Raw genomic sequence first — 19,356 nt, forward strand, 5'->3', positions numbered from 1 at the left:
CGCCGCAAAAGAAAAAGCGTATGCAGCCATGCAGGAAGCGCTCAAAAACCTCGAGGCCGCAAAAGACGCCGCAAGTCCCGAGAAAATTGCGAGATTCAATGATGACATTGCCCGTTTTCAAGAGCTCCGCGACAAGATGGCGGCGCAAGCCGTCGAAGAGAGGGAACTCCTTCCCACCATGCAAGCGGACATCGATGCAGCCCAAGCCAAATACGACGGGGCCATCAACCGGGTAAGCGAGCTCCAAGCAGAATTAGACAAGAAACTTGAGGTGCTTAAGGCACTCGAAGCGCTCGGCGACGAGGAGCTTGTCGAAACTGTTAAACAGCAAATAAAGCAGTTGCGCCAAGAGATCGTAACGGCAAAAGCGCGAGTTGACTTTTGCGAAATGGAGCTCCGCGAGGTCAAGGGCCGCCTCGAAAGGCAGGAAAGACAAGTTAATGACTGTGAACGTGCTGCAGAGAAGTATAAAGCCCATACCGACCAGTTCATAGCCTGGCGAGATGCGCTCCTCGACAATTTGAAAAAAGCGCAAACGGCCTATGACGACGCCTGCAAGGCATACGAAGAGGCGAAAGCCGCGGCAGACAAGGCCACCTCGCCCGAGATAACGCAACCGACCGAGACGACGCCTCCCTCCAACTCGGCGCAACCGGCCGAGGCGACACAGCCCACCGGCTCGTCCGCGACCGGCAAAAATACCCCGCCAAGCTCCACCAAGCAGGCGAACTTGAGCAGCGGCAAGCAAGCAGATACGACCGCCGGCAAGCTCGCGAACACGGGCGACGCAGCGCCGAGCGCAATCGCACCCGCAGCAGTCGCCGCCGCAGGCCTCGGAATAACCACCGCAGCCACACGCCGCCTCAAGAACTCAAAATAGCTGCCGACCCTTGAAATGAGGTGCCGAGATGAACGACATTCTCGCAAGAAGTGCAAGACGCGCAACCGTGGGCATCGCCCTTTCCGCGGCACTTGCCGCGGGAATCGCCCCCGCAACGGCGATCGCGGCAGAAACCAACTCCCCTGTCGATGCAGTTGCCTTGCAGACGAAAGATGCGGACGCCGCAAAAGAAAAAGCGTATGCAGCCATGCAGGAAGCGCTCAAAAACCTCGAGGCCGCAAAAGACGCCGCAAGTCCCGAGAAACTTGCGGAAATCGATGATGACATTGCCGCTCTTCAAGAGATCTACGACAAGCTGGTGGCGGAAGCCGCCAAATTGAGGGGACCCCTTCCCGCCATGCAAGCGAACGTCGATGCAGCCCAAGCCAGATACGATGAAGCCCGTAACCGGACAAGCGGCCTTCAGGCAAAATTAGATAAGGTACTTAAGGACCTCGGCGACGAGGAGCCTAGCAAAGCTATTAGCGAAACTATTAAGCAGTTGCGTTCGGAGATCATGGCGGCAAAACGGCAAGAAGAGTTTTGTGAAGAGGAGCTTGACCAAGTTCGGCATAGGCTCGAGAGCCAGGAAAGAGTGATTAATAACCTTGAAAGTGATGCGGAGAATGTCAAAGCCCACATCGACGAGGACATAGCCAAGCGAAATGCGCTCCTCGGCGATTTGGAAAAGGCACAAGCGGCCTATGACGACGCCTGCAAGGCATACGAAGAGGCAAAAGCCACGGCAGACAAGGCCACCTCGCCCGAGGTGACGAAACCCGCCGAGACAACGCCTCCCTCCGGCTCGACGCAACCGGCCGAGACGGCACAGCCCGCCGGCTCGCCCGCGACCGGCAAAGACACCGCACCGAGCTCCGCCAAGCAAGCGAACTCGTGCAGCGGCAAGCAAGCAGATACGACCGCCGGCAAGCTCGCGAACACGGGCGACACAGCGCCGAGCGCAATCGCACCCGCAGCAATCGCCGCCGCAGGCCTCGGAATAACCACCGCAGCCACACGCCGCATCAAGAACTCAAAATAGCCGCCAGAGCATATCGCCTTCGCCAATCACGAACCCAGAAACAAAAGAGGCCCGTTTCCCCCAGGGAAACGGGCCTCTTTACTTGTAAAAACAGACGGCAACGCCGCCATCCCTTGAACCACATAGCCACCGCGCTCCAGACAACGCCACCGAGCAGCAAAAGGCACGGGATTCAATTCTTCAGATTAATGCGCCTCTACGGGTGATTTTTGGACGACATGGTCCGGGAGGCGGCGAGGTATTTGGTAGTCGAGCGATCCCGCAGGCAAAGCCGAGGACCAGCGAGACACCAAATACCTCGCCGCCTCCCGGACCATGTCGCGGCACCAAAAAGCGCCCGTGCGCTCGATGGATTCGGATGCCCGACAGAGGCTCCTTATGGCTGCTTCCTTCCGGACCTGACCAGATTCGGAACATGTCGTCATCCGAACCCATCGAACGCGCTAGGCGCTCGGTATATCTTACCCGCTCCCGCCCACCAGAGCAAGGTAGCTAATTTGGGACGGGGCTTTTTTGACTACTTTTGCAGCCCGATTGCCAGAGCAGCCAATGAGTAGTCAAAATAGTCCCATCCCAAAATGACCGGCTTGGTGCCGCACCGCAGAAAGGGCCCATCTACTACGTTTAGGCCACAGGGGTCGACCATAGCCGACTTTTTCGAAAATCGGCAAGCTTTCTACCTGCGGTTTTGTTTTTGTAAATTCCGGGATGGTCGAGAGTGGCCGGTTTAACGTAGTAGATGGCCACGTTTCGTGGCAGGCGGTCCGACCCAAGGCACAAGGCAGCCAACCTCGAATGGACATTCTCGAAGTTGCGGTGGAATACGGACTGAATTGGCACCTTAAAGGCAAAAACACTCCGTATTTCACCGCAACTTATCGAGGGGATGGGTTTTAGATACGGCCAAGGTCGTAGGATCGAGCAGCCGCTTCGCCAGCACAGATGAGGTTGGTTGTGGCTTCTTGCGGATCGAGTGCCTGTTCCAGGTCCATGGGCTTGCGGCAAATCGGCAAAACCAAGTCAATACCCTGCCCATACACCGCATCCAGGTTGTCAGCACGACCGCCCACGACGGCGACCACCGGCTTGCCATATCGCTTCGCACGACGGGCCACGCCCACCGGTGCCTTTCCAGCGGCGGACTGCTCATCCATGTTGCCCTCGCCCGTTATGACCAGGTCGGCATCGCGCACGCGTTCGTCAAACCCAATCAGATCGAGCACCGTCTCCACACCCGAACGCAACTCGGCACCAAGTGCCAACAACGCGGCGCCCAGGCCGCCCGCGGCACCGGCACCGGGCACGCCGAGCACCGAGCCAAATGTCCGTGCGCCCTCGGGCACGCGCAGCAACCCCTGAGCCCGCACCCCGGTAATCGCCGCATCGAGCAGGCGGCCGTAGCCGACCATCCAGCTGTCGTACCTGCTCAGCGCCGCGGCGTCATCCGTCGGTAGGCCCTTCTGCCCGCCAAACACCGCCAGTGCGCCTCGACGCCCCACGAGCGGATTCTCGACATCGGAAAGCACGACAACGCGCGCACCGCTCAGTGCCCGAAGCGCCGGTGCCAAATCGATACTCGTCACGTGTTCAAGTCCTGCGAGACCGGGAGCGATATTGCGGCCACACTCATCGACAAGGTGGGCGCCCAGCGCCTGCAGCATGCCGGCGCCGCCATCGTTGGTGGCACTGCCGCCCAAGCCAATATAGATGGTCTTTGCCCCCGCACGGACCGCGCGAAGCATGAGCTCGCCCACGCCATAGGTTGTGGCCGCCAACGCCGCCGACTCCGTGCAAGGCGAATACCTAATACCCGCCGCCTCGGCCATCTCGATTACGGCCGACTTGTGCTCGCCGTCCACCAGCATCCGGGCAGACACGCGATCGCCTAAGGGGCCTGCAACCTCGCAGGTTGAGAGCTCGCCACCGCGCGCGGCGATGGCGTCGAGCGTTCCCTCGCCACCATCCGCCAGCGGCAACGCGGCCATCTCGGCATCGGGCCACGCACGGCGTGCGCCTTCGGCAACCGCCGCCTCCGCCTGCGCGCTCGAAACGCTACCCTTAAAGGAGTCGATCGCCAGCAGCACACGGCGGGGCCGGCGGCATGCGGGGCCAAAATCGACCGCCTCAACGGCAATATCTCCAGCACCAGCGAGCGCCTCGGCATGAGCGGTATGCGCCTCAAGATCAGATCCACAGCCGCACGCAGCACCATCGGTGTCACGCAGCCCACTAAAATAGCTGCTCAACACCTCACGACACTCATCCGCCAGCACGCCAGCGGTCACATTAAACCGATGGTTCAGGCGCGAATCGGCATTGAGGTCGTACAGCGAGCCCAGCGCACCCGCCTTGGCATCGGCCGCGCCATACACGCAACGTCCCACGCGCGCGTTAACCATAATTCCCGCACACATGCAGCAAGGCTCGAGCGTCACGTAGACCGTGCAATCGGAAAGGCGCCAGCGACCAAGCGCCTGGGCGGCAGCGCACAGGGCCGCGAACTCTGCATGAGCCGAAGGATCCTGATCGAGCTCGCGACGATTATGCGCCCGCGCGACAACCTCGCCGTCGCGCACCACTACGGCTCCGATGGGCACCTCGCCCACCGCCGCGGCGGCTCGCGCCTCGGCCAGCGCCTCGCGCATGAACTTCTCGTCGATTTCGGTGATCGTCATCGTTCGCCTTCCCTGTTGCAAATTCAAAACGATGCTATCATTACGACTCACGGAGAGATGGCAGAGCGGTTGAATGCGGCGGTCTTGAAAACCGTTGAGCGCGAGAGCGTTCCGGGGGTTCGAATCCCCCTCTCTCCGCCACTCCTAGTGATGCACCGGTGTCATTGTCCGCTCAAACAGTGCATCGACCACGTCGGCTATCTCAGGTCGACGCTCAAGATCGTGGCCCGATTCCCACCATATCGTGAAAAGTCGAATAATACCGCCGGCGACAAACTCAGACGTCGTCTCGAGTGACACGGGGGCCAGGGCATCCTCGGCAAGCACGTTCATCACACGCTCGCGGATGGAGCGGGCAATGCGGTCGCAAATAACGTTGGTCAACATGCCCGACATGCTGCTTGCCAAAATGTTATCCATGAGCTGCTCGTGCGCCAGAATCAAATCCATGGCATCGTCCAAAATCGCGTGCCGAAGCGCGCGCACGTCCTCGGCAGACACTGCGCCGGCCTCATCGGGCTGTTTTTGCGGCAAGCCCGACATAAGCTCATCGATATAAAAGGCAAAGTAATCGTTCTTGTCGCGAAAGTGCTTGTAGAACGTCGTACGGCGAATCATGGCGCGGTCGCACAGCATGGCAACCGTCAGGTCCTCAAAACGATGCTCCTCGAGAAGCTCGGTGAAAGCATCGAACAGGGCGCGGTAGGTTTTCTTAATGCGAAGGTCCACTGGTATCGCCATCCTCAGGGCAAAGACAACACTCGTCAATCTGTCGCATATCTTACACCTGTACCTCGCACGCTTTGCCCCGGTGCCAACCCCGCCGAAAACACAACGCTTACCGGAAAGTTCGGCACGGCAAAACGTTGCGGGTATACTAGTAGCGTTATACCAACGGCAGCTGGCGCATGCCGCCGCGGCCATTCGAAACGGAGACATCATGATTACCGTCATCATCGGCATCGTTGTTGTCATTGTGATTGTCTGCGCCATCGCCGGCATCTACAACAACATGGTCACCAAGCGTAACCGCATCGATAACGCCTGGCAGAACATCGATACGCAGCTGCAGCGCCGCAACGACCTGATCCCCAACCTGGTCGAGACCGTCAAGGGCTACGCCAAGCACGAGCAGGAGACGCTCTCCGCCGTGATCAGCGCGCGTAACACCGCCGTCAAGGCAACCACGCCCGAGGCCAAGATGGAAGCCGACAACGTGCTGACCGGTGCGCTGCGCCAGCTCTTCGCCGTGGCCGAGGCCTATCCCGATCTTAAGGCAAACACCAACTTTACGCAGCTGCAGGCATCGCTCGAGGATACCGAGAACAAGATTAGCTATGCACGCCAGAGCTACAACGACTGCGTGCTCAGCTACAACAACGCCATTCAGACGTTCCCGGCTGTCATCTTTGCCGGCATCTTCCAGTTTAAGGAACGCCAGGGCTTCGAGGCCGCCGAAGCAGCCCGCCAGGCCCCGACCGTCAAGTTCTAGTAGTTTGACAGCGCATCCTTAATCAGCCAAATGCATAAACCGCCCCGTCGAATGCATACTTCGACGGGGCGGTTTCCCTTTTCGCAAAGGTCCCCCTCTAAGTGCCGTGCATTTTTAGGAGTATTCAACATAACCAAGAGCTTCGGGCGCCACGATAAATGCCAAAGACCGCGAATATCCCTGCAAATCAAACGCTGTCAGCCCATAACCCCGCCCATCATCCGTAGAAAACATCGAGAAATCCCGATTTTTTGCCCGAGGTCGGTATGCAGGGGCCTTCGATTGCAGAATACTCGCAAAAATGCACGTCGCCACCGCCCCCACATGGCGCGAAGCAAAGCAGAAGCGCGGCCTAAAAGGCCGCGCACCATCTTTATTCAGATTAATCATTGCCCGTTGTGACATCGCCGAACCCGCAGGGCAGAGAACAAGTTCCCTCCCGGCGCACTCCGCAGGACGAAAGAGCCTCCGCCGCACGAAGTGCGCAGCGGAGGCTCTTTCATGTCCGAGGACGCGCCGGAAAGGAAGGTCGCCCTCGGGCCGGACATATCCGTAAGACAAATTACGCGACGGTGTAAACCCAGTTGTGCTTATCCTCGACAGCACCGGACTGGATGCCAGTCAGGGTCTCGCGGAGCTTCTTCATCACAGGACCGATCTCGGTGTAGCCAGCCGGGAAGGTCACGGTCTCATCGGCACCGTAGACCTTGTTGTCGATCTCACCGACTGGGGAGATAACGGCAGCGGTGCCGCACAGACCGCACTCAACAAAGGTGCCGGCCTTGACCTCGGCCCACTCGACGGGACGCTGGTCGACGGTCATGCCCAGATCCTCAGCGACCTGAACGAGCGAACGGCGGGTGATGGAGGGCAGGATGGAGTCGGTGTGCGACTGCGGGACGACAAGGGTGCCATCCTCCTTCACGAACAGGACGTTGGCGCCACCGGTCTCCTCGACATAGGTGCGGGACTCGGAGTCGAGATACAGGTTCTCGGCATAGCCCTCGCGGTGAGCCTCCATCGTGGGCTTAAGGGACATGGCGTAGTTCAGGCCGGCCTTGATATTACCGGTGCCGTGCGGTGCGGCGCGGTCGTACTCGGAAACGCGCAGCTTGACGGGCTTGAGGCCACCCTTAAAGTACGGACCGACCGGAGTCACGAGAATACGGAACGTGTACTCAGGAGCGGGAGCCACGCCAATCACGTCACCGGAGCCGATCATAAACGGACGGACATACAGAGTCGCGCCGGAGCCGAAGGGCGGAACCCAGGCGGCGTTGGCAGAAACGACCTGCTTAACGGCCTCAACGAACTTGTCCTTGGGGAACGGGGGCATCTCGAGGCGCTGGGCAGAGTTATACATGCGCTCGGCGTTCATGTCGGGACGGAAGCAGACGATGCTGCCGTCCTCGGCGGTGTAGGCCTTCAGGCCCTCAAAGACCTCCTGGCAATAATGGAAGATGCCGCCGCACTCGGAGACATGCAAGGTGTGGTCGGTGGTCAGGCCGCCCTCGTCCCACTCGCCGTCCTTCCAATGAGCCTCGTAGCTGTAATCGGTCTTCATGTAGCCAAAGCCGAGGCTACCCCAATCGATATCCTTCTTCTCGACAGTCATATGTCGCTCCTTACATACACAGTTGCATACTCGCGAACTCGCACGCAAGGACCGAGGCCGACCGCGTCGCAACGTCGCACACCCGGAGCGTAGAGCCGGACGGGACACGCGAGCAGCATCAAAGCCGATGGCACGTCGATTCGCATGCACGAGATTGTACTCCGCACGCGCGTCGGATAAAACGTTTTTCTTTAACTAACTAAAGTAATTTCATTTGACCGAAGCTGAAGAGGCCCGCCACCGTAAACGGTGACGGGCCTCAACTGCACGGTTTGCGCGCTGGCTCGAGCTACGCGTTCTTTTTGCCCAGCTTAGCCTTAACCAGACCGACCACAGTCGGGATGATCGATACGGCAACGATGCCGACGATCAGCAGCTCAAAGTGCTCCTGCACAAAGGGGATGCCGCCAAAGAAGTAGCCCAGCAGTGTAAAGAGCGTCGACCAGGTAATGCCGCCCAGCACGTTAAAGATGACAAAATTGCGCCAGTGCATGCCGCCCATGCCGGCGATAAAGGGCACAAAGGTGCGGATAAACGGGAAGAAGCGACCCAGGAAGATGGCCAGGTGACCCCACTTGTCCAAGAAATCCTCGGACTTTTTGATGCGCTCAGGCGTCATGGCCTTGACCTTGCCCGAAGCGATAATCTTTTTGCCAAAGAAGTGACCGATCATAAAGTTGCACTGGTCACCCAGGATGGCAGCAGCCCATGCGACGGCCAGCAGTGCCACGATGTTAAAGCCACCGTTGTGGGCAAAGAAGCCCGAAGCAAACAGCAGTGAATCGCCAGGAAGGAACGGGAAGAACACCACGCCTGTCTCAATGAAGATAATCAGGAACACGCAGCCGTAGGCCATAAGCGGGCCGGCGGCGATCCAGCTGGCAATCGCGGTGCGCGGGTCTTTGAGCAGCTCGGCGATAAAATTGATGAAACCCATGAAGTAAAACCTCTCAGTTGTGGGCGCGGATACGTCCAAGTTGACCAGTATACGGTTGCGGCGCCCCCTCGTGCGCAACCCCACAAAAGCATGACTCCATTACCAGCAAGTTTGCATAACTGACACCTGTTGCGCAAAGCCGCCAGGATTGTCCTTCCTAATCCCTAGCGAATCGCTATACTTTATTGAATCGCATTGCTATGACGCTAAGGGAGGGCGGCCGGTGAGCTTTATCAATACCATTCGCGAGGACATCAAGACCGTCCAAGCGCAAGACCCCGCCGCGCAAAGTGCCCTGGTCATCTTCCTTTCCTATCCTGGTCTGCACGCCAAGTGGAACCACGTGCCCGAGCACTGGCTCTGGGAGCACGGTCATCGCTCGCTCGCCCGTGTGCTATCTCAAATCACCCGCCACATCACCGGCGTCGAGATTCACCCTGCCGCACAGATTGGCAAGCACTTCTTTATCGACCACGCCATGGGCGTCGTCATCGGCGAGACCACCATTGTGGGCGACAACTGCGTGCTCTACCAGGGCGTTACGCTCGGCGGCACCGGCAACGAAACCGGCAAGCGCCACCCCACCCTGGGTAACAACGTCACCGTGGGCACGGGCGCCAAGGTGCTCGGCAACATCCGCATCGGCAACAACGTCAAGATCGGCGGCAACTCGGTCGTCGTCAAGGACGTGCCCGACAACTGCACCGTCGTGGGCGTGCCGGGACGCATCATCAAGCGCAACGGCTGCCGCGTGTTCGAGGAGAGCTTCGACGCCAAGCAGCATCGCGAGTACATGCCCGATGACGCCGCCGAGCAGAGTGCCCTCAACCGCCAAGGCATCACCGAGAACGCCCGCCGCGTCAAAGAACTCGAGCGAGAGGTGGCCGAGCTCAAGGCCCTCGTCGCCAAGCTCGTGGACGAGCGCTAGGAACGCAAGCGGCACAAAACGACATCGGCATCAACGCAAGAAGGCGCGCTAGGGAATTCATCCCCGGCGCGCCTTTCTTTTTGATGTGACATGCGGGACTGTCCCTTTGTCACATTATGCGAACTGACTCAGATAGAGGTCGGCATAAGCGCCCTCGGCTGCGAGCAGCTCCTTATGCGTGCCCTGCTCGATAATGTTGCCGTGGTCCATGACCAGAATCAGGTCGGCATCCACGATCGTCGACAGGCGATGCGCGATCACAAAGCTCGTGCGCCCATGCATGAGCGCGTCCATGGCACGGCCGATGGCAAGCTCGGTGCGCGTGTCCACGCTCGACGTCGCCTCGTCCAGGATGAGAATCGCCGGGTTGTTGAGCAGCACGCGCGCAATGGTCAGCAGCTGACGCTGGCCCTGGCTGATGCTCTCGGCATCGTTGGCCACGCGCGTGTCGTAGCCCTGCGGCATGGTGCGTACAAAGAAGTCGACCTGCGCGGCGCGTGCGGCGGCCACGACCTCCTCGCGCGTCGCCTCGGGGCAGCCGTAGGCGATGTTTTCGGCAATCGTGCCATCGAACAGCCAGGCGTCCTGCAGCACCATGCCAAACTGCTGGCGCAGCTCGCCGCGGTCCATGCGGCTCGTGTCTACGCCGTCGAGCGTAATACGCCCGCCGTCAATCTCGTAGAAGCGCATGAGCAGGTTGATGAGCGTGGTCTTGCCCGCGCCCGTGGTTCCCACCACGGCAATCTTCTGGCCCGGCTCGGCGGTAAACGACACATCGCGCATGAGCGGCTTGTCGGGCGCATAACCAAAGCGCACATGCTCAAAGGCGACGCGGCCCTCCACGCGGCCCGGCAGCTTGGCGGCCTCGCCCGGCTGCGGATCCGCCTCCATCTCGGGTTCATCGAGCAGGTCGAACACGCGCTCCGCACTCGCCAGCGCGCTCTGCAGCGAGTTGAAGGTAAACGACAGCTGCGTCATGGGCTCGGATGCCTCGTAGATAAACTGGAAGAACGCCTGGAACACACCGACGGTCATGTGGCCGGCAACCAGCATGCTGCAGCCCACAATCGCAATCACGATCTGTGCCAGGCGGCCGATAAAGCGCACCGCGGGGCCGACGGCGTTAATCATAAAGTCGGCCTTGGTGCTCACGCGCGCTAGCTCGCCCGAGGCCTGATGCACCTCGGCAGAACTCTGGCGCTCACGGTTGAACGCACGGATCACCAGACGGCCCGAGTAGCCTTCCTCGACCGCGCTCGTAATCTTGGACACCCACTCCTGGCGCTCGCCCGTCACATCGTGCGTGCGGCGCGACACGACCTTCGTCACCAGCAGCGACAACGCCGTAAAGAACAAAAAGACAAGCGTGAGCGGCACGCTAAACACGAACATCACGCTCACGGCGCCCACCACGGTACCGATCGACACCAAAAGCTGCAGCAAGCCGCGCTGCATGCTCTCGGACATCTTGTCCAAGTCGTTGGTCGCACGGCTGACGACCTCACCGGGACGATGCGCGTCAAAGAAGGCAAGCGGCAGACGGTTGAGCTTTTGAGCGATGCGGTTACGCAGGTGCAGGTTAAGGCGTTCGGCCACGCTCGACATCAAAAAGCTCTGGAGCGCGTAGAACGAGGCAGCGGCCGTCCAGATCATAAAGTAGATGAAGATGGTCCTGCCGCAGTTCTCCCAGGTGATGTTGAAGGTGGTGTCGTTGGCAAACGCCACCTGAATGTGGCCCCACAGCTCATCGATCACGCGGGCGCTATATGCCGGCGCAGCGGTGTTAAAGATGGCATAGAACACGATGCTCGCGAACACGATATAGAAGCGCCAATGGTCACCGGCAGCCTCGCTCCACAGGCGGCGCACCGTCGCCCAGGTGTCGCGGGGTTTCTCGTCCTCGTCCTCGTCGTCCACATCGCGCATGCGCTCTGCCTCAGCGCGGGCGCGCTCGTCCTCGGCACGTTCGTTTTCCTCGTAGAGCGCTTGGCGGCGAGCCTCGCGCTCGGCTGCAGCCTTGGCGGCCTCGTCCAGCTCGGGTGCTACGGCAGCCGTTTCCTCAACCAGTCCCGCGGCAACGGCGTCATCAACGCTGGCCTGCTTTTTGAGCTCCTCGGTCATGCTACTCACCTCCCTTCATCTGCGATTCCGCGATTGCGCGGTACACCTCGCAGGTTTCCATGAGCTCGTCGTGCGTGCCTAGGCCCACGATCTCGCCGTCTTTGAGCACCACGATCTGATCGGCATGCAAAATAGTCGAGATGCGCTGGGCGATGATGAGCACCGCGGCATCGCGCGTCTCGTCCTGCAGTGCACGGCGCAGTGCCGCATCGGTCTTAAAGTCCAGGGCCGAAAAACTGTCGTCGAAGATATATAGGTCGGCGCGCTTCATGAGTGCGCGGGCGATCGCCAGGCGCTGGCGCTGACCGCCCGAGAAGTTCGTGCCGCCCTGGGCCACCGGCGTATCGAGCCCCTGGGGCTGGTCGAGCACAAAGGTGCTCTGGGCAACCTCCAGCGCATGGAGCATGTCAGCCTCAGTCGCGCCCTCGTTGCCATAGCGCAGGTTGCTCGCCACCGTGCCCGAGAACAGCCATGCCTTCTGCGGCACGTAAGCGATATGCCCGCGAATCTCACCTTGCGAAAGGTCGTGCAGGTCAACGCCGTTTAGGCGAATGGCGCCCTTCGTGGCATCGTGGAAGCGAAGCAGGAGCTTGGCCACCGTTGACTTGCCCGAGCCCGTTGAGCCCACGATCGCGGTCGTCTGTCCACGGCGGCAGGCAAAACTCAGGTTGCACAGGGTGTCCTCATCGGCATCGTCAAAACGGAACGACATGTGGTCGAACACGGCCACCACGTCGGTCCCATCTGCGGACTCAGGCGCCCCGTCGCCCAGCGTAGCCTTGCCGTCCACAATGCTCGGCTCGATTTCGAGCACCTGTTGCGCGCGGTTGAGACACGCCGCGGCGCGTGGGAGCGTCAGAATCACCATCTGCGCCATCATCACAAAGAACAGGATCAGGATCGCGTACTCCAGCACGGCCGAGATGCTACCGATTTGCATGGCGTGGACGCCCACGCGGTTGCCGCCCACCCACAGCACCGCCACCTCGGCGATATTCATCAAAAAGAAGCTAGAGCTGTCGAGACCCACAAACAGGTGGTTGACCTTGATGGCGTTGGCCGCGTAATCGCTAAACACCTCGTCCAGGCGCTGCTCCTCGTGGCGCTCCTTGTTAAATGCGCGGATGACGCGCACGCCCACGATGTTCTCGCGCAGCACCACGTTCATGCGGTCGATAAAGCTCTGCAGACGCATAAAAATCGGCGCGGCGTTAGCCACCGTAAAGACCGCCGCCACCAGCACGATCGCAACCACCACGCCCAGCAGCGTGCCCATGGCGGGATCGATAAACCAGGCAAAAATGATGCCTGCCACGGCCAAGAACGGCACCGGCAGCACCAACTGAATCGTCTGAAGGACAGCTTGCTGAATCACGTTGATGTCGTTGAGCGAGCGCGTGATCATCGAACCCGTGCCAAAGCGCTCAAAGTCGCTGGCGGACAGCTCGAGCGACTTGTCGTACACGGCATTACGGATATCGCAGGCCACGTTGGCGGCCAGGCGCGCCGAAAGATAGCAGCCCAGCACCGTGCCGCCGCTGGCCATGCCGGTCGCGATAAGCATGTACAGGCCGTTACGTAAAATATAGTCGACATCGCCCGTGGTAATACCGGTGTTGACCATGTTCGCCAGCATCGTGGGAACCAACAGCGTACCGACGTTATCTATCAGCACCGCAAACAGCGTCACCGCAATCAGACCGCGGTACGGCCTCATAAACCTCATTAAGAGTCGCATGTGTCCCCCTCGCCCTTATCGTCAGCCTCGTTCTCGGCGGCCACTTGCCGTTTAAATGCCTCGCACTCTTCGTTCAGAACGTGGGAGAACTTACCGACCAAGCGCATGATCTCGCGCTGTTCCCACGGCTCGAGCGCCTCGAATGCCTGTTGCTCGGCTTTTTGCGCCGGCAACGCGTAGTGCTTGGCAAACCGCACGCCTTCTTCGGTCAGTCGCACAACTTTATTCTTACGACTGCCTTCGGCAAACTCCAACGTCGCAAGCCCTCGCGCCCTAAGCGTCTTAATCGCCGAATTGATGGTCTGTTTGCTGTAGAACCATTCACTCGTCAGCCGACTCACGGCAACGCTTCCGCCCGCTGCACTCGTGTCGACGAGCATCCAGTAGGCGCAGTCCGAAAGACCGCAAGTGCGCGCGAACTCCGAATAGATACGATCAAGCCCGTTGAGCATCCGGTCGAAATCGACCGGGCTAACTGCACTATTCATCTCTCCCACCATTCGATAGTCCGAGTTTTGACCAATTAATATCTCTACATTAGTCCGAGTTTTGACTATCGTCAATAAGCTCGTTGTCTATGGTCGGCTCTACATAAGCATATCGACAAAAAAGACCGCCGGCGCGGGGGCGGCGCCGGCGGTTGCGAGAGAATATCGATTGTTGGCTGTTAGGCAGCGACGGCCTCGTAGACCGTGGCGCCCGAGAAGCTGTCGTGCAGGCTCTTACCGCAGATCCACGGCAGTTCGACGACCTCGCAGACCGTGTTGACCAGCTCGGAGCAGTCAGTAAAGTGGCCCTTATCGTTGAGGGCCTCGCAATCCTGAACACGCCAATAGCCATCGGTGTGCGTGATGTAGTACTCGTGATCATTGATCGACACGAAAGCGCGCGTCTTGGAACGCAGCAGCTTCAGAAATCCTTCGAAGTCGGTCTCGACGACATCTCCAGCCTGGAACATGATGTTACCTCCTGGCCCGGCGCCACCATGGCGCGTTGATAAACGTTGGTGCTCCTTTAGTAAAACCTTTATCAGAGCTTATGCGCGCATCATTTAGGCAAGTGGTAAAAAACCGCAGGGTAGACGGGATAAAACGTTTAACCATCCCATTTGTTTGTCACATTCTGAAGGTACTTTTATGCAAACCTACTTTCCCAATTGGAATCTATCCTTTTGGCCGGGCAATTGACCGTCTATCGTTTGAGCCCGACGGGTATGAACGGGGCATCTGCAACGCCACCGCAAGGAGACACCATGGAGACTATCGAAGCACTCATTCACCGCCGCAGCTGCCGCAACTACAGCGATCGTCCCGTCGAGGCCGAAAAGCTTGCACGTATTATCGAAGCCGGCCAATATGCACCGAGCGGCATGGGCCGCCAGCCGGTGACGTTTGTCGCCGTCACCGACCCCGCGACCGTCGAGCGTCTCTCACAGCTCAACGCCCAGGTCATGGGCAGCAACAGCGACCCCTTCTATGGCGCCAAGACCGTTGTGGTGGTGCTGGTTGACCGCAGCGTGCCCACGCATCTGGAAGACGGCTCGCTCGCCATGGGCAACTTGCTCAACGCCGCCTATGCGCTGGGTGTCGATTCGTGCTGGATTCACCGCGCGCATGAGGTCTTTGACTCGCCCGAGGGCCTGGAGCTGCTGGCCAGCTGGGGCCTGCCCGCCGACGGCAGCCTGCGCGGTGTCGGTCACTGCATTCTGGGCTATGCCGAGGACACGCTACCCGAGGCAAAGCCGCGCCGCGACAACGTGGTATACGTCAAGTAGCGCAGGAGTGTCCCAAACTGCCGGCAGAAAAGGAACGTCCCCTTCTGCCGGCAAGCTATGTTGTTATTTGAGTTGTCGTCGTTTCGTTCGTCTGGGCCGTTTCGGCGCCATCGCCCTGTTCGTCCTCGTCCTTTTGCGCATCGGCGATGGTGGAGGCCGCCGCAACGATACCGCGCTGGGGCGCGACGCCCGTCTGGGTCTGAGCGCCCTCGACAACTTCTGTGCCTGCATGCGCGAGCTCGGGCGATTTAAACACTGCGTCCAAGTTGGCGCCACCACCGGCATATCCGAGCGCCGCGAGCGCGATGACGATCACTGCAACGACGACCGCAATCGGAACATAACGATGCCAACCAGCAGGATTGAGCCCACTGCGGCGAGCCGCCCCGCGGCTGATGTAACCGAGCGTGCCGTCGTGCTTGAGCTTTGAGCCCACCACGCGCTTGCGGCCCCACAGCGACGACTCGGCCTGCATGGCCAAGCGAGCGCTTGCCGAAGGATAGCCGTATTTAGTGCGCTTGAACGAGCCATCAAACCCCGAGGCGTGTTTGCCCCACGTCACCGATGTCGTGCGTCGGTTAACCGGCGCGGCGCTCCGCCTTCTGCGGCTCGGTTTTGAAGTCTCAGCCATATGCCCTCGCACGCCGTAACCAAATCGAAACAATAACGCTTTGGACTGTAGCACACGCGTCGCGCGCGGTCACGGGCGCCTCGCTCAACGGTCATCGTCCTTCAGCAAGCGCCACAGCGTTGTACGGCTTATGCCCAGCACCTCCGCCGCACGGGTTCGGTTGCCGTGGAGATGGTCTACAACTAGATGCGCGATATCTCGCTCGGTATCGGCCAGCGGTCGCAGGATATACAGGTCACTTTCGAGCGTCGGGGCGCCAAAGGTTGCGGTCTTAATCACGTCCTCTTGGGCGAGCACTTCCTCCGCCACAGCGCGGTCCACCGTGCCCGCCCCCACCAATATATACAGTCGTTCCGAGACCTCGCGGAGCTGCAGATAGTTGCGCGGCCAGCGGTAAGCATCGAGCGTCTTCGTCGCCGTGGCAGACAGCGTGGGCGCTGCCGTCCCAAATGCATCAGCGAGATATTCCAAATAGCGCGCAACCTTCGTCGACGCGGCTCCCTGCTCGGCGATTGCCGGCGCCACGCTCACCGCGCAGGCGAAGCGCTCGGTCACAAACGCGGCTTGATCACTTTCGCCGCCGCCCGGCATGTCATTCGCTGTCAGCACCACATGGCAGCGCGTCGCCAACGCGGTGTCGGTCATCGTGGAGACCAGCTCGCGGAGGCGCTGGGGGCCAACCGCGTTCCAGCCCTCAATGCAAAGGGTCAGCCCCGTTTGGAACAACGGCGATTCGGCGCTTTTGAGCACATGGCGCCAACCGCGCTCGGTGAGTTCATCAAGCGCAAGGGAAACAAAGGGCTGATCGGCAAAAGGACCGTCCAGATAGAGGCGCTTGGCGATCTCGACCTGACCCGCTCCCAGCTCACCCTCGAGCATAAGGGGCACACCGCGAGCGTAGCTCTCGGCAACCGGTGCAGCCACCGAGGCCGCCCCTTCAACGATGCCGTACGCACTCGATTCGTAGCGGGCCTCAACCTCGTCGGCGTTGAGCCACTCGATGCCCGCATGCGCCGCGGCGCCGCGCACCTCGCGGACCACGACGGCCCAAAGGCCCCCGCCCTCTTTGTCGGTGGGACGAACGGTCAGGCTCAGGCGCGTACCCGCACGCCCCATAACCAGACGTGCGCCGTCTCCTATACGGTCGAGGCGCTCAGCGACAAAAGCCGCCACATCCCGCTCAAGCGCCGCGTCATTCATGGTCGAGATCGCGACGTCCCCACGCGCATCGATTGCCAATGCCGAGGCCCCGTCAGCAGCCAGGGCCTCGGTCAAGATGTTCAGTTTGGCATAGCTATCCATGATTTGCCCCTGTCCGCGGCATCGTGCAACCGCCGACGGTCGCACGACCGAGTGTTTCAAAATTGAACGATATTGCCCACCAAACACTATAGGGCAGAAAGCGCCGTCCTGCGAGTATAGGTGTTGCCCCGCATCGCCATCCTGGCGGGGCGATAAGAGCTCTTCGGGACTTATAAACCTGCGGACAAGCCATACCCGCAAGAGCTCCTATCGCTCCACCGCAGGCATGCGCTCACCAGCACGCAACACGCAAATAAGCTACTTCTCTACCAGATTCCCAGCACGTGCTGCATTCCCAAACTCATGCACGCAATGCCAATCCAGCAGCAAAAGCCCAGCGCGATGGGCTTGCCGCCCTTTTTGACCAGCTCGACGATATCGGTATTAAAACCAATGGCCGCCATGGCCATCACAATAAAGAACTTCGATAGCTCCTTGATGGGCGCCGTAATGGGCGCGGGAAGCTGAAGCACCGTGGTGATTACGCTCGCCAGCACAAAGAACAGCACAAACATGGGAAACGCACGTTTAAGCGAGAACGTGCTTTTGGCGTCACCGCCGGCCTTGCGCGCCAGATGCATCTGCCAGCATGCGAGGACCAACGTGATGGGGATAATGGCCAGCGTTCTGGTGAGCTTGACCACCGTGGCGCTCTCGAGCACATTGGCGCCGGGATGCATGCTGTCCCAGGCGCTCGCCGCAGCCGTTACGGACGAGGTGTCGTTGATGGCGGTGCCGGCAAACAGGCCAAAGCCCTCGTTGGTCAGCCCGAGCATGCCGCCGAGCGTTGGAAACACGAGCGCCGCGATAACGTTAAACAGGAAGATGACCGAAATGGCCTGGGCAATCTCGCGATCGTCGGCATCGATGACGGGCGCTGTCGCAGCGATGGCCGAACCGCCGCAAATCGACGAACCCACACCTACAAGCGTCGCGATCTTACCCGGCACGTTCATAACGCGGCAGAGCACAAAGGCGATGACAAGCGAGGTCGAGATTGTCGCCACGATAATCGGCAGCGACTGGGCGCCCTTGGACAGGATCTGGGAGAGGTTCATGCCAAAGCCAAGCAGGATAACCGCGTACTGCAAGACTTTTTTGGACGTATAGGTAACGCCGGCAGCGAGCGGTTCGCGACGATTCTTGGGAAAGACGAGCGCCAGGACCATGCCAAAGAGGATGGCAAACACCGGACCGCCGACCACTTCAATTTGTTTGCCGAGCAACGTCGCGGGAATGGCGATGATCAGGCAGAACAAGACGCCTTTCCAGCGCTCGCGTACGAAATTTGCCAGTTGCATATGGGATTCCTTCTTTCTATTTCACGTTTGCGACGGCTTATGATACGGCAACATTGAGCGCAGCCTTGCGCAAACACAGACTAAGATGCCGCAATAGTTCTCAGGCAACAGCCGAATTACCCACCGCGGAGAGCTGATTCGCGGCATAATTAACAACTGACATATGAGTTTGATAGAACAGTTGCGAGGCGCTATGGAAGAATCGATGCACGTCGGCGAGCAGGAAACGAGCCTACAGGACCAGTCCTACCACACCATTCGACGCAAAATCGTCTACCTGGACTACAAGCCGGGCGAAAAGCTGGGCGTCAAGCAACTTTGCGACGACCTGGATATGGGGCGCACCCCTGTGCGCGAGGCACTGGTGCGTCTGGCGCAAGAGGGCCTGGTGCGCACCGTGCCCCAGAGCGGTACCTACGTCTCACCCATCAACCTCACCCTTGCCGAGAGTGCCTGTTACATCCGCGAGCATCTGGAAAAGCAGGTGATCGTGGAGTGCTGTGCGCGCGCCACGTCGGCCGGCATCGAGCAGCTCGACCGCGCCATCGCGCTGCAGGAAAAGGCCATGGCCGAAGAGGATCGCATCGGCTTCTTTTTGAGCGACAACCTCATGCATCACATGATTTTTAGCATCGCATGTCGCAGCACCGTGTGGTCGTGGCTCGAAGAGACCAATGCCGACCTTGAGCGCTTCCGCTGGCTGCGCGCCGCCACGCAGGTTCTCGACAATCAGGACATCGTGAACGAGCACAAGCAGATTCGCCGCGCTATCGCCGGTCGCGACCCCATCGAAGCGAGCTTTTTGGTCAGCAAGCACCTGCACATGATGTTCCGCAACCAAACCGAGGTTCTGGACCAGTTCCCCGAGTACTTCGAGACCAGCAAGCTCCGCTAACCTGCCAAAAAGGGACAGGTTTATT

General features: G+C 59.9%; 17 protein-coding genes, 1 tRNA gene and 1 other RNA gene. 7 read left to right on the forward strand and 12 right to left on the reverse strand.

Annotation, left to right across the window (positions count from 1 at the left end):
• Both I2D57_RS03235 and I2D57_RS03240 read left to right on the forward strand, forming a co-directional pair.
• Positions 1-880 (forward strand): hypothetical protein (locus tag I2D57_RS03235; protein ID WP_195361458.1); only part of this gene is annotated, 880 nt, incomplete at its 5' end.
• Between the two features lie 28 nt (positions 881-908).
• Positions 909-1,922 carry a coiled-coil domain-containing protein gene (locus I2D57_RS03240; protein WP_195361459.1) on the forward strand — a complete coding sequence of 338 codons (1,014 nt, stop codon included), beginning with the start codon at positions 909-911 and terminating at the stop codon, positions 1,920-1,922.
• A 342-nt stretch (positions 1,923-2,264) separates the two neighbouring features.
• Here the strand turns inward: I2D57_RS03240 and ffs are convergent.
• Positions 2,265-2,360, reverse strand: an RNA gene (ffs, locus tag I2D57_RS03245) — signal recognition particle sRNA small type.
• 455 nt (positions 2,361-2,815) lie between these two features.
• A complete protein-coding gene (tadA, locus tag I2D57_RS03250; RefSeq protein ID WP_195361460.1) occupies positions 2,816-4,597 on the reverse strand; it encodes a tRNA adenosine(34) deaminase TadA in 1,782 nt (593 codons plus the stop codon).
• A 51-nt stretch (positions 4,598-4,648) separates the two neighbouring features.
• Here tadA and I2D57_RS03255 point away from each other — a divergent pair.
• A tRNA-Ser gene (locus tag I2D57_RS03255) sits at positions 4,649-4,738 on the forward strand.
• A 3-nt stretch (positions 4,739-4,741) separates the two neighbouring features.
• Here the strand turns inward: I2D57_RS03255 and I2D57_RS03260 are convergent.
• Entirely contained in the window at positions 4,742-5,326 is a 585-nt protein-coding gene (locus I2D57_RS03260; protein ID WP_158549345.1) for a TetR/AcrR family transcriptional regulator, read from the reverse strand.
• Positions 5,327-5,537: 211 nt separating this feature from the next.
• On the opposite strand from I2D57_RS03260, the gene I2D57_RS03265 reads away from it, so the two are divergent.
• Positions 5,538-6,089 (forward strand): LemA family protein, encoded by a 552-nt coding sequence (locus I2D57_RS03265; RefSeq protein ID WP_082421874.1) that lies wholly within the window; start codon positions 5,538-5,540, stop codon positions 6,087-6,089.
• Between the two features lie 562 nt (positions 6,090-6,651).
• Here the strand turns inward: I2D57_RS03265 and I2D57_RS03270 are convergent.
• Together I2D57_RS03270 and I2D57_RS03275 are read right to left on the reverse strand one after the other, a co-directional pair.
• Positions 6,652-7,704: a branched-chain amino acid aminotransferase gene (locus I2D57_RS03270; protein WP_022093821.1), complete on the reverse strand. Its 1,053-nt coding sequence runs from the start codon at positions 7,702-7,704 to the stop codon at positions 6,652-6,654.
• Positions 7,705-7,993: 289 nt separating this feature from the next.
• Positions 7,994-8,641, reverse strand: coding sequence for a VTT domain-containing protein (locus I2D57_RS03275; protein ID WP_117800261.1), 648 nt, complete (start codon positions 8,639-8,641; stop codon positions 7,994-7,996).
• Between the two features lie 223 nt (positions 8,642-8,864).
• Here I2D57_RS03275 and cysE point away from each other — a divergent pair, with 223 nt between their 5' ends.
• Positions 8,865-9,569: a serine O-acetyltransferase gene (cysE, locus tag I2D57_RS03280; RefSeq protein WP_195361461.1), complete on the forward strand. Its 705-nt coding sequence runs from the start codon at positions 8,865-8,867 to the stop codon at positions 9,567-9,569.
• A gap of 114 nt (positions 9,570-9,683) precedes the next feature.
• Here cysE and I2D57_RS03285 read toward each other — a convergent pair whose 3' ends face one another.
• From I2D57_RS03285 to I2D57_RS03300, 4 genes are all read right to left on the reverse strand, one after another.
• The gene (locus I2D57_RS03285) at positions 9,684-11,690 is read right to left on the reverse strand and encodes an ABC transporter ATP-binding protein (protein WP_195361462.1); all 2,007 of its coding nucleotides are present in this window, start codon (positions 11,688-11,690) and stop codon (positions 9,684-9,686) included.
• A gap of 1 nt (position 11,691) precedes the next feature.
• Positions 11,692-13,416, reverse strand: coding sequence for an ABC transporter ATP-binding protein (locus I2D57_RS03290; RefSeq protein ID WP_229055602.1), 1,725 nt, complete (start codon positions 13,414-13,416; stop codon positions 11,692-11,694).
• Positions 13,416-13,916: a MarR family winged helix-turn-helix transcriptional regulator gene (locus tag I2D57_RS03295; RefSeq protein WP_195361464.1), complete on the reverse strand. Its 501-nt coding sequence runs from the start codon at positions 13,914-13,916 to the stop codon at positions 13,416-13,418. Before I2D57_RS03295 ends, I2D57_RS03290 begins: the two co-directional genes overlap by 1 nt.
• A gap of 179 nt (positions 13,917-14,095) precedes the next feature.
• Positions 14,096-14,386 carry a CDP-alcohol phosphatidyltransferase gene (locus I2D57_RS03300; protein ID WP_118260475.1) on the reverse strand — a complete coding sequence of 97 codons (291 nt, stop codon included), beginning with the start codon at positions 14,384-14,386 and terminating at the stop codon, positions 14,096-14,098.
• 294 nt (positions 14,387-14,680) lie between these two features.
• Between I2D57_RS03300 and I2D57_RS03305 the strand changes: the two genes are divergently transcribed.
• Complete coding sequence (locus tag I2D57_RS03305; RefSeq protein ID WP_195361465.1) at positions 14,681-15,202, forward strand: nitroreductase family protein; 522 nt, start codon at positions 14,681-14,683, stop codon at positions 15,200-15,202.
• A gap of 55 nt (positions 15,203-15,257) precedes the next feature.
• On the opposite strand, the gene I2D57_RS03310 is transcribed toward I2D57_RS03305, so the two are convergent.
• The 3 genes from I2D57_RS03310 to I2D57_RS03320 all read right to left on the reverse strand — a co-directional run bounded on the left by I2D57_RS03310 (position 15,258) and on the right by I2D57_RS03320 (position 18,436).
• Positions 15,258-15,833 carry a hypothetical protein gene (locus I2D57_RS03310; RefSeq protein WP_195361466.1) on the reverse strand — a complete coding sequence of 192 codons (576 nt, stop codon included), beginning with the start codon at positions 15,831-15,833 and terminating at the stop codon, positions 15,258-15,260.
• 84 nt (positions 15,834-15,917) lie between these two features.
• Positions 15,918-17,135, reverse strand: a complete 1,218-nt coding sequence (locus I2D57_RS03315) for a helix-turn-helix domain-containing protein (RefSeq protein ID WP_195361467.1) — start codon at positions 17,133-17,135, stop codon at positions 15,918-15,920.
• 266 nt (positions 17,136-17,401) lie between these two features.
• Positions 17,402-18,436 carry a YeiH family protein gene (locus I2D57_RS03320; protein ID WP_195361468.1) on the reverse strand — a complete coding sequence of 345 codons (1,035 nt, stop codon included), beginning with the start codon at positions 18,434-18,436 and terminating at the stop codon, positions 17,402-17,404.
• Between the two features lie 193 nt (positions 18,437-18,629).
• Here I2D57_RS03320 and I2D57_RS03325 point away from each other — a divergent pair, with 193 nt between their 5' ends.
• Positions 18,630-19,331 carry a GntR family transcriptional regulator gene (locus tag I2D57_RS03325; RefSeq protein WP_226790702.1) on the forward strand — a complete coding sequence of 234 codons (702 nt, stop codon included), beginning with the start codon at positions 18,630-18,632 and terminating at the stop codon, positions 19,329-19,331.
• Positions 19,332-19,356: the final 25 nt, after the last annotated feature.

Source organism: Collinsella aerofaciens, from assembly GCF_015553355.1.
Classification (GTDB): Bacteria; Actinomycetota; Coriobacteriia; order Coriobacteriales; family Coriobacteriaceae; genus Collinsella; species Collinsella aerofaciens_V.

Excerpts from the sequence above, each read along its gene's own strand:
- I2D57_RS03240 (WP_195361459.1), top strand. The coding sequence starts at position 909 with ATGAACGACATTCTCGCAAGAAGTGCAAGACGCGCAACCGTGGGCATC.
- tadA (WP_195361460.1), bottom strand. The coding sequence starts at position 4,597 with ATGACGATCACCGAAATCGACGAGAAGTTCATGCGCGAGGCGCTGGCC.
- I2D57_RS03265 (WP_082421874.1), top strand. The coding sequence starts at position 5,538 with ATGATTACCGTCATCATCGGCATCGTTGTTGTCATTGTGATTGTCTGC.
- I2D57_RS03270 (WP_022093821.1), bottom strand. The coding sequence starts at position 7,704 with ATGACTGTCGAGAAGAAGGATATCGATTGGGGTAGCCTCGGCTTTGGC.
- I2D57_RS03275 (WP_117800261.1), bottom strand. The coding sequence starts at position 8,641 with ATGGGTTTCATCAATTTTATCGCCGAGCTGCTCAAAGACCCGCGCACC.
- I2D57_RS03285 (WP_195361462.1), bottom strand. The coding sequence starts at position 11,690 with ATGACCGAGGAGCTCAAAAAGCAGGCCAGCGTTGATGACGCCGTTGCC.
- I2D57_RS03290 (WP_229055602.1), bottom strand. The coding sequence starts at position 13,416 with ATGAGGTTTATGAGGCCGTACCGCGGTCTGATTGCGGTGACGCTGTTT.
- I2D57_RS03295 (WP_195361464.1), bottom strand. The coding sequence starts at position 13,916 with ATGAATAGTGCAGTTAGCCCGGTCGATTTCGACCGGATGCTCAACGGG.
- I2D57_RS03300 (WP_118260475.1), bottom strand. The coding sequence starts at position 14,386 with ATGTTCCAGGCTGGAGATGTCGTCGAGACCGACTTCGAAGGATTTCTG.
- I2D57_RS03305 (WP_195361465.1), top strand. The coding sequence starts at position 14,681 with ATGGAGACTATCGAAGCACTCATTCACCGCCGCAGCTGCCGCAACTAC.
- I2D57_RS03310 (WP_195361466.1), bottom strand. The coding sequence starts at position 15,833 with ATGGCTGAGACTTCAAAACCGAGCCGCAGAAGGCGGAGCGCCGCGCCG.
- I2D57_RS03315 (WP_195361467.1), bottom strand. The coding sequence starts at position 17,135 with ATGGATAGCTATGCCAAACTGAACATCTTGACCGAGGCCCTGGCTGCT.
- I2D57_RS03320 (WP_195361468.1), bottom strand. The coding sequence starts at position 18,436 with ATGCAACTGGCAAATTTCGTACGCGAGCGCTGGAAAGGCGTCTTGTTC.
- I2D57_RS03325 (WP_226790702.1), top strand. The coding sequence starts at position 18,630 with ATGGAAGAATCGATGCACGTCGGCGAGCAGGAAACGAGCCTACAGGAC.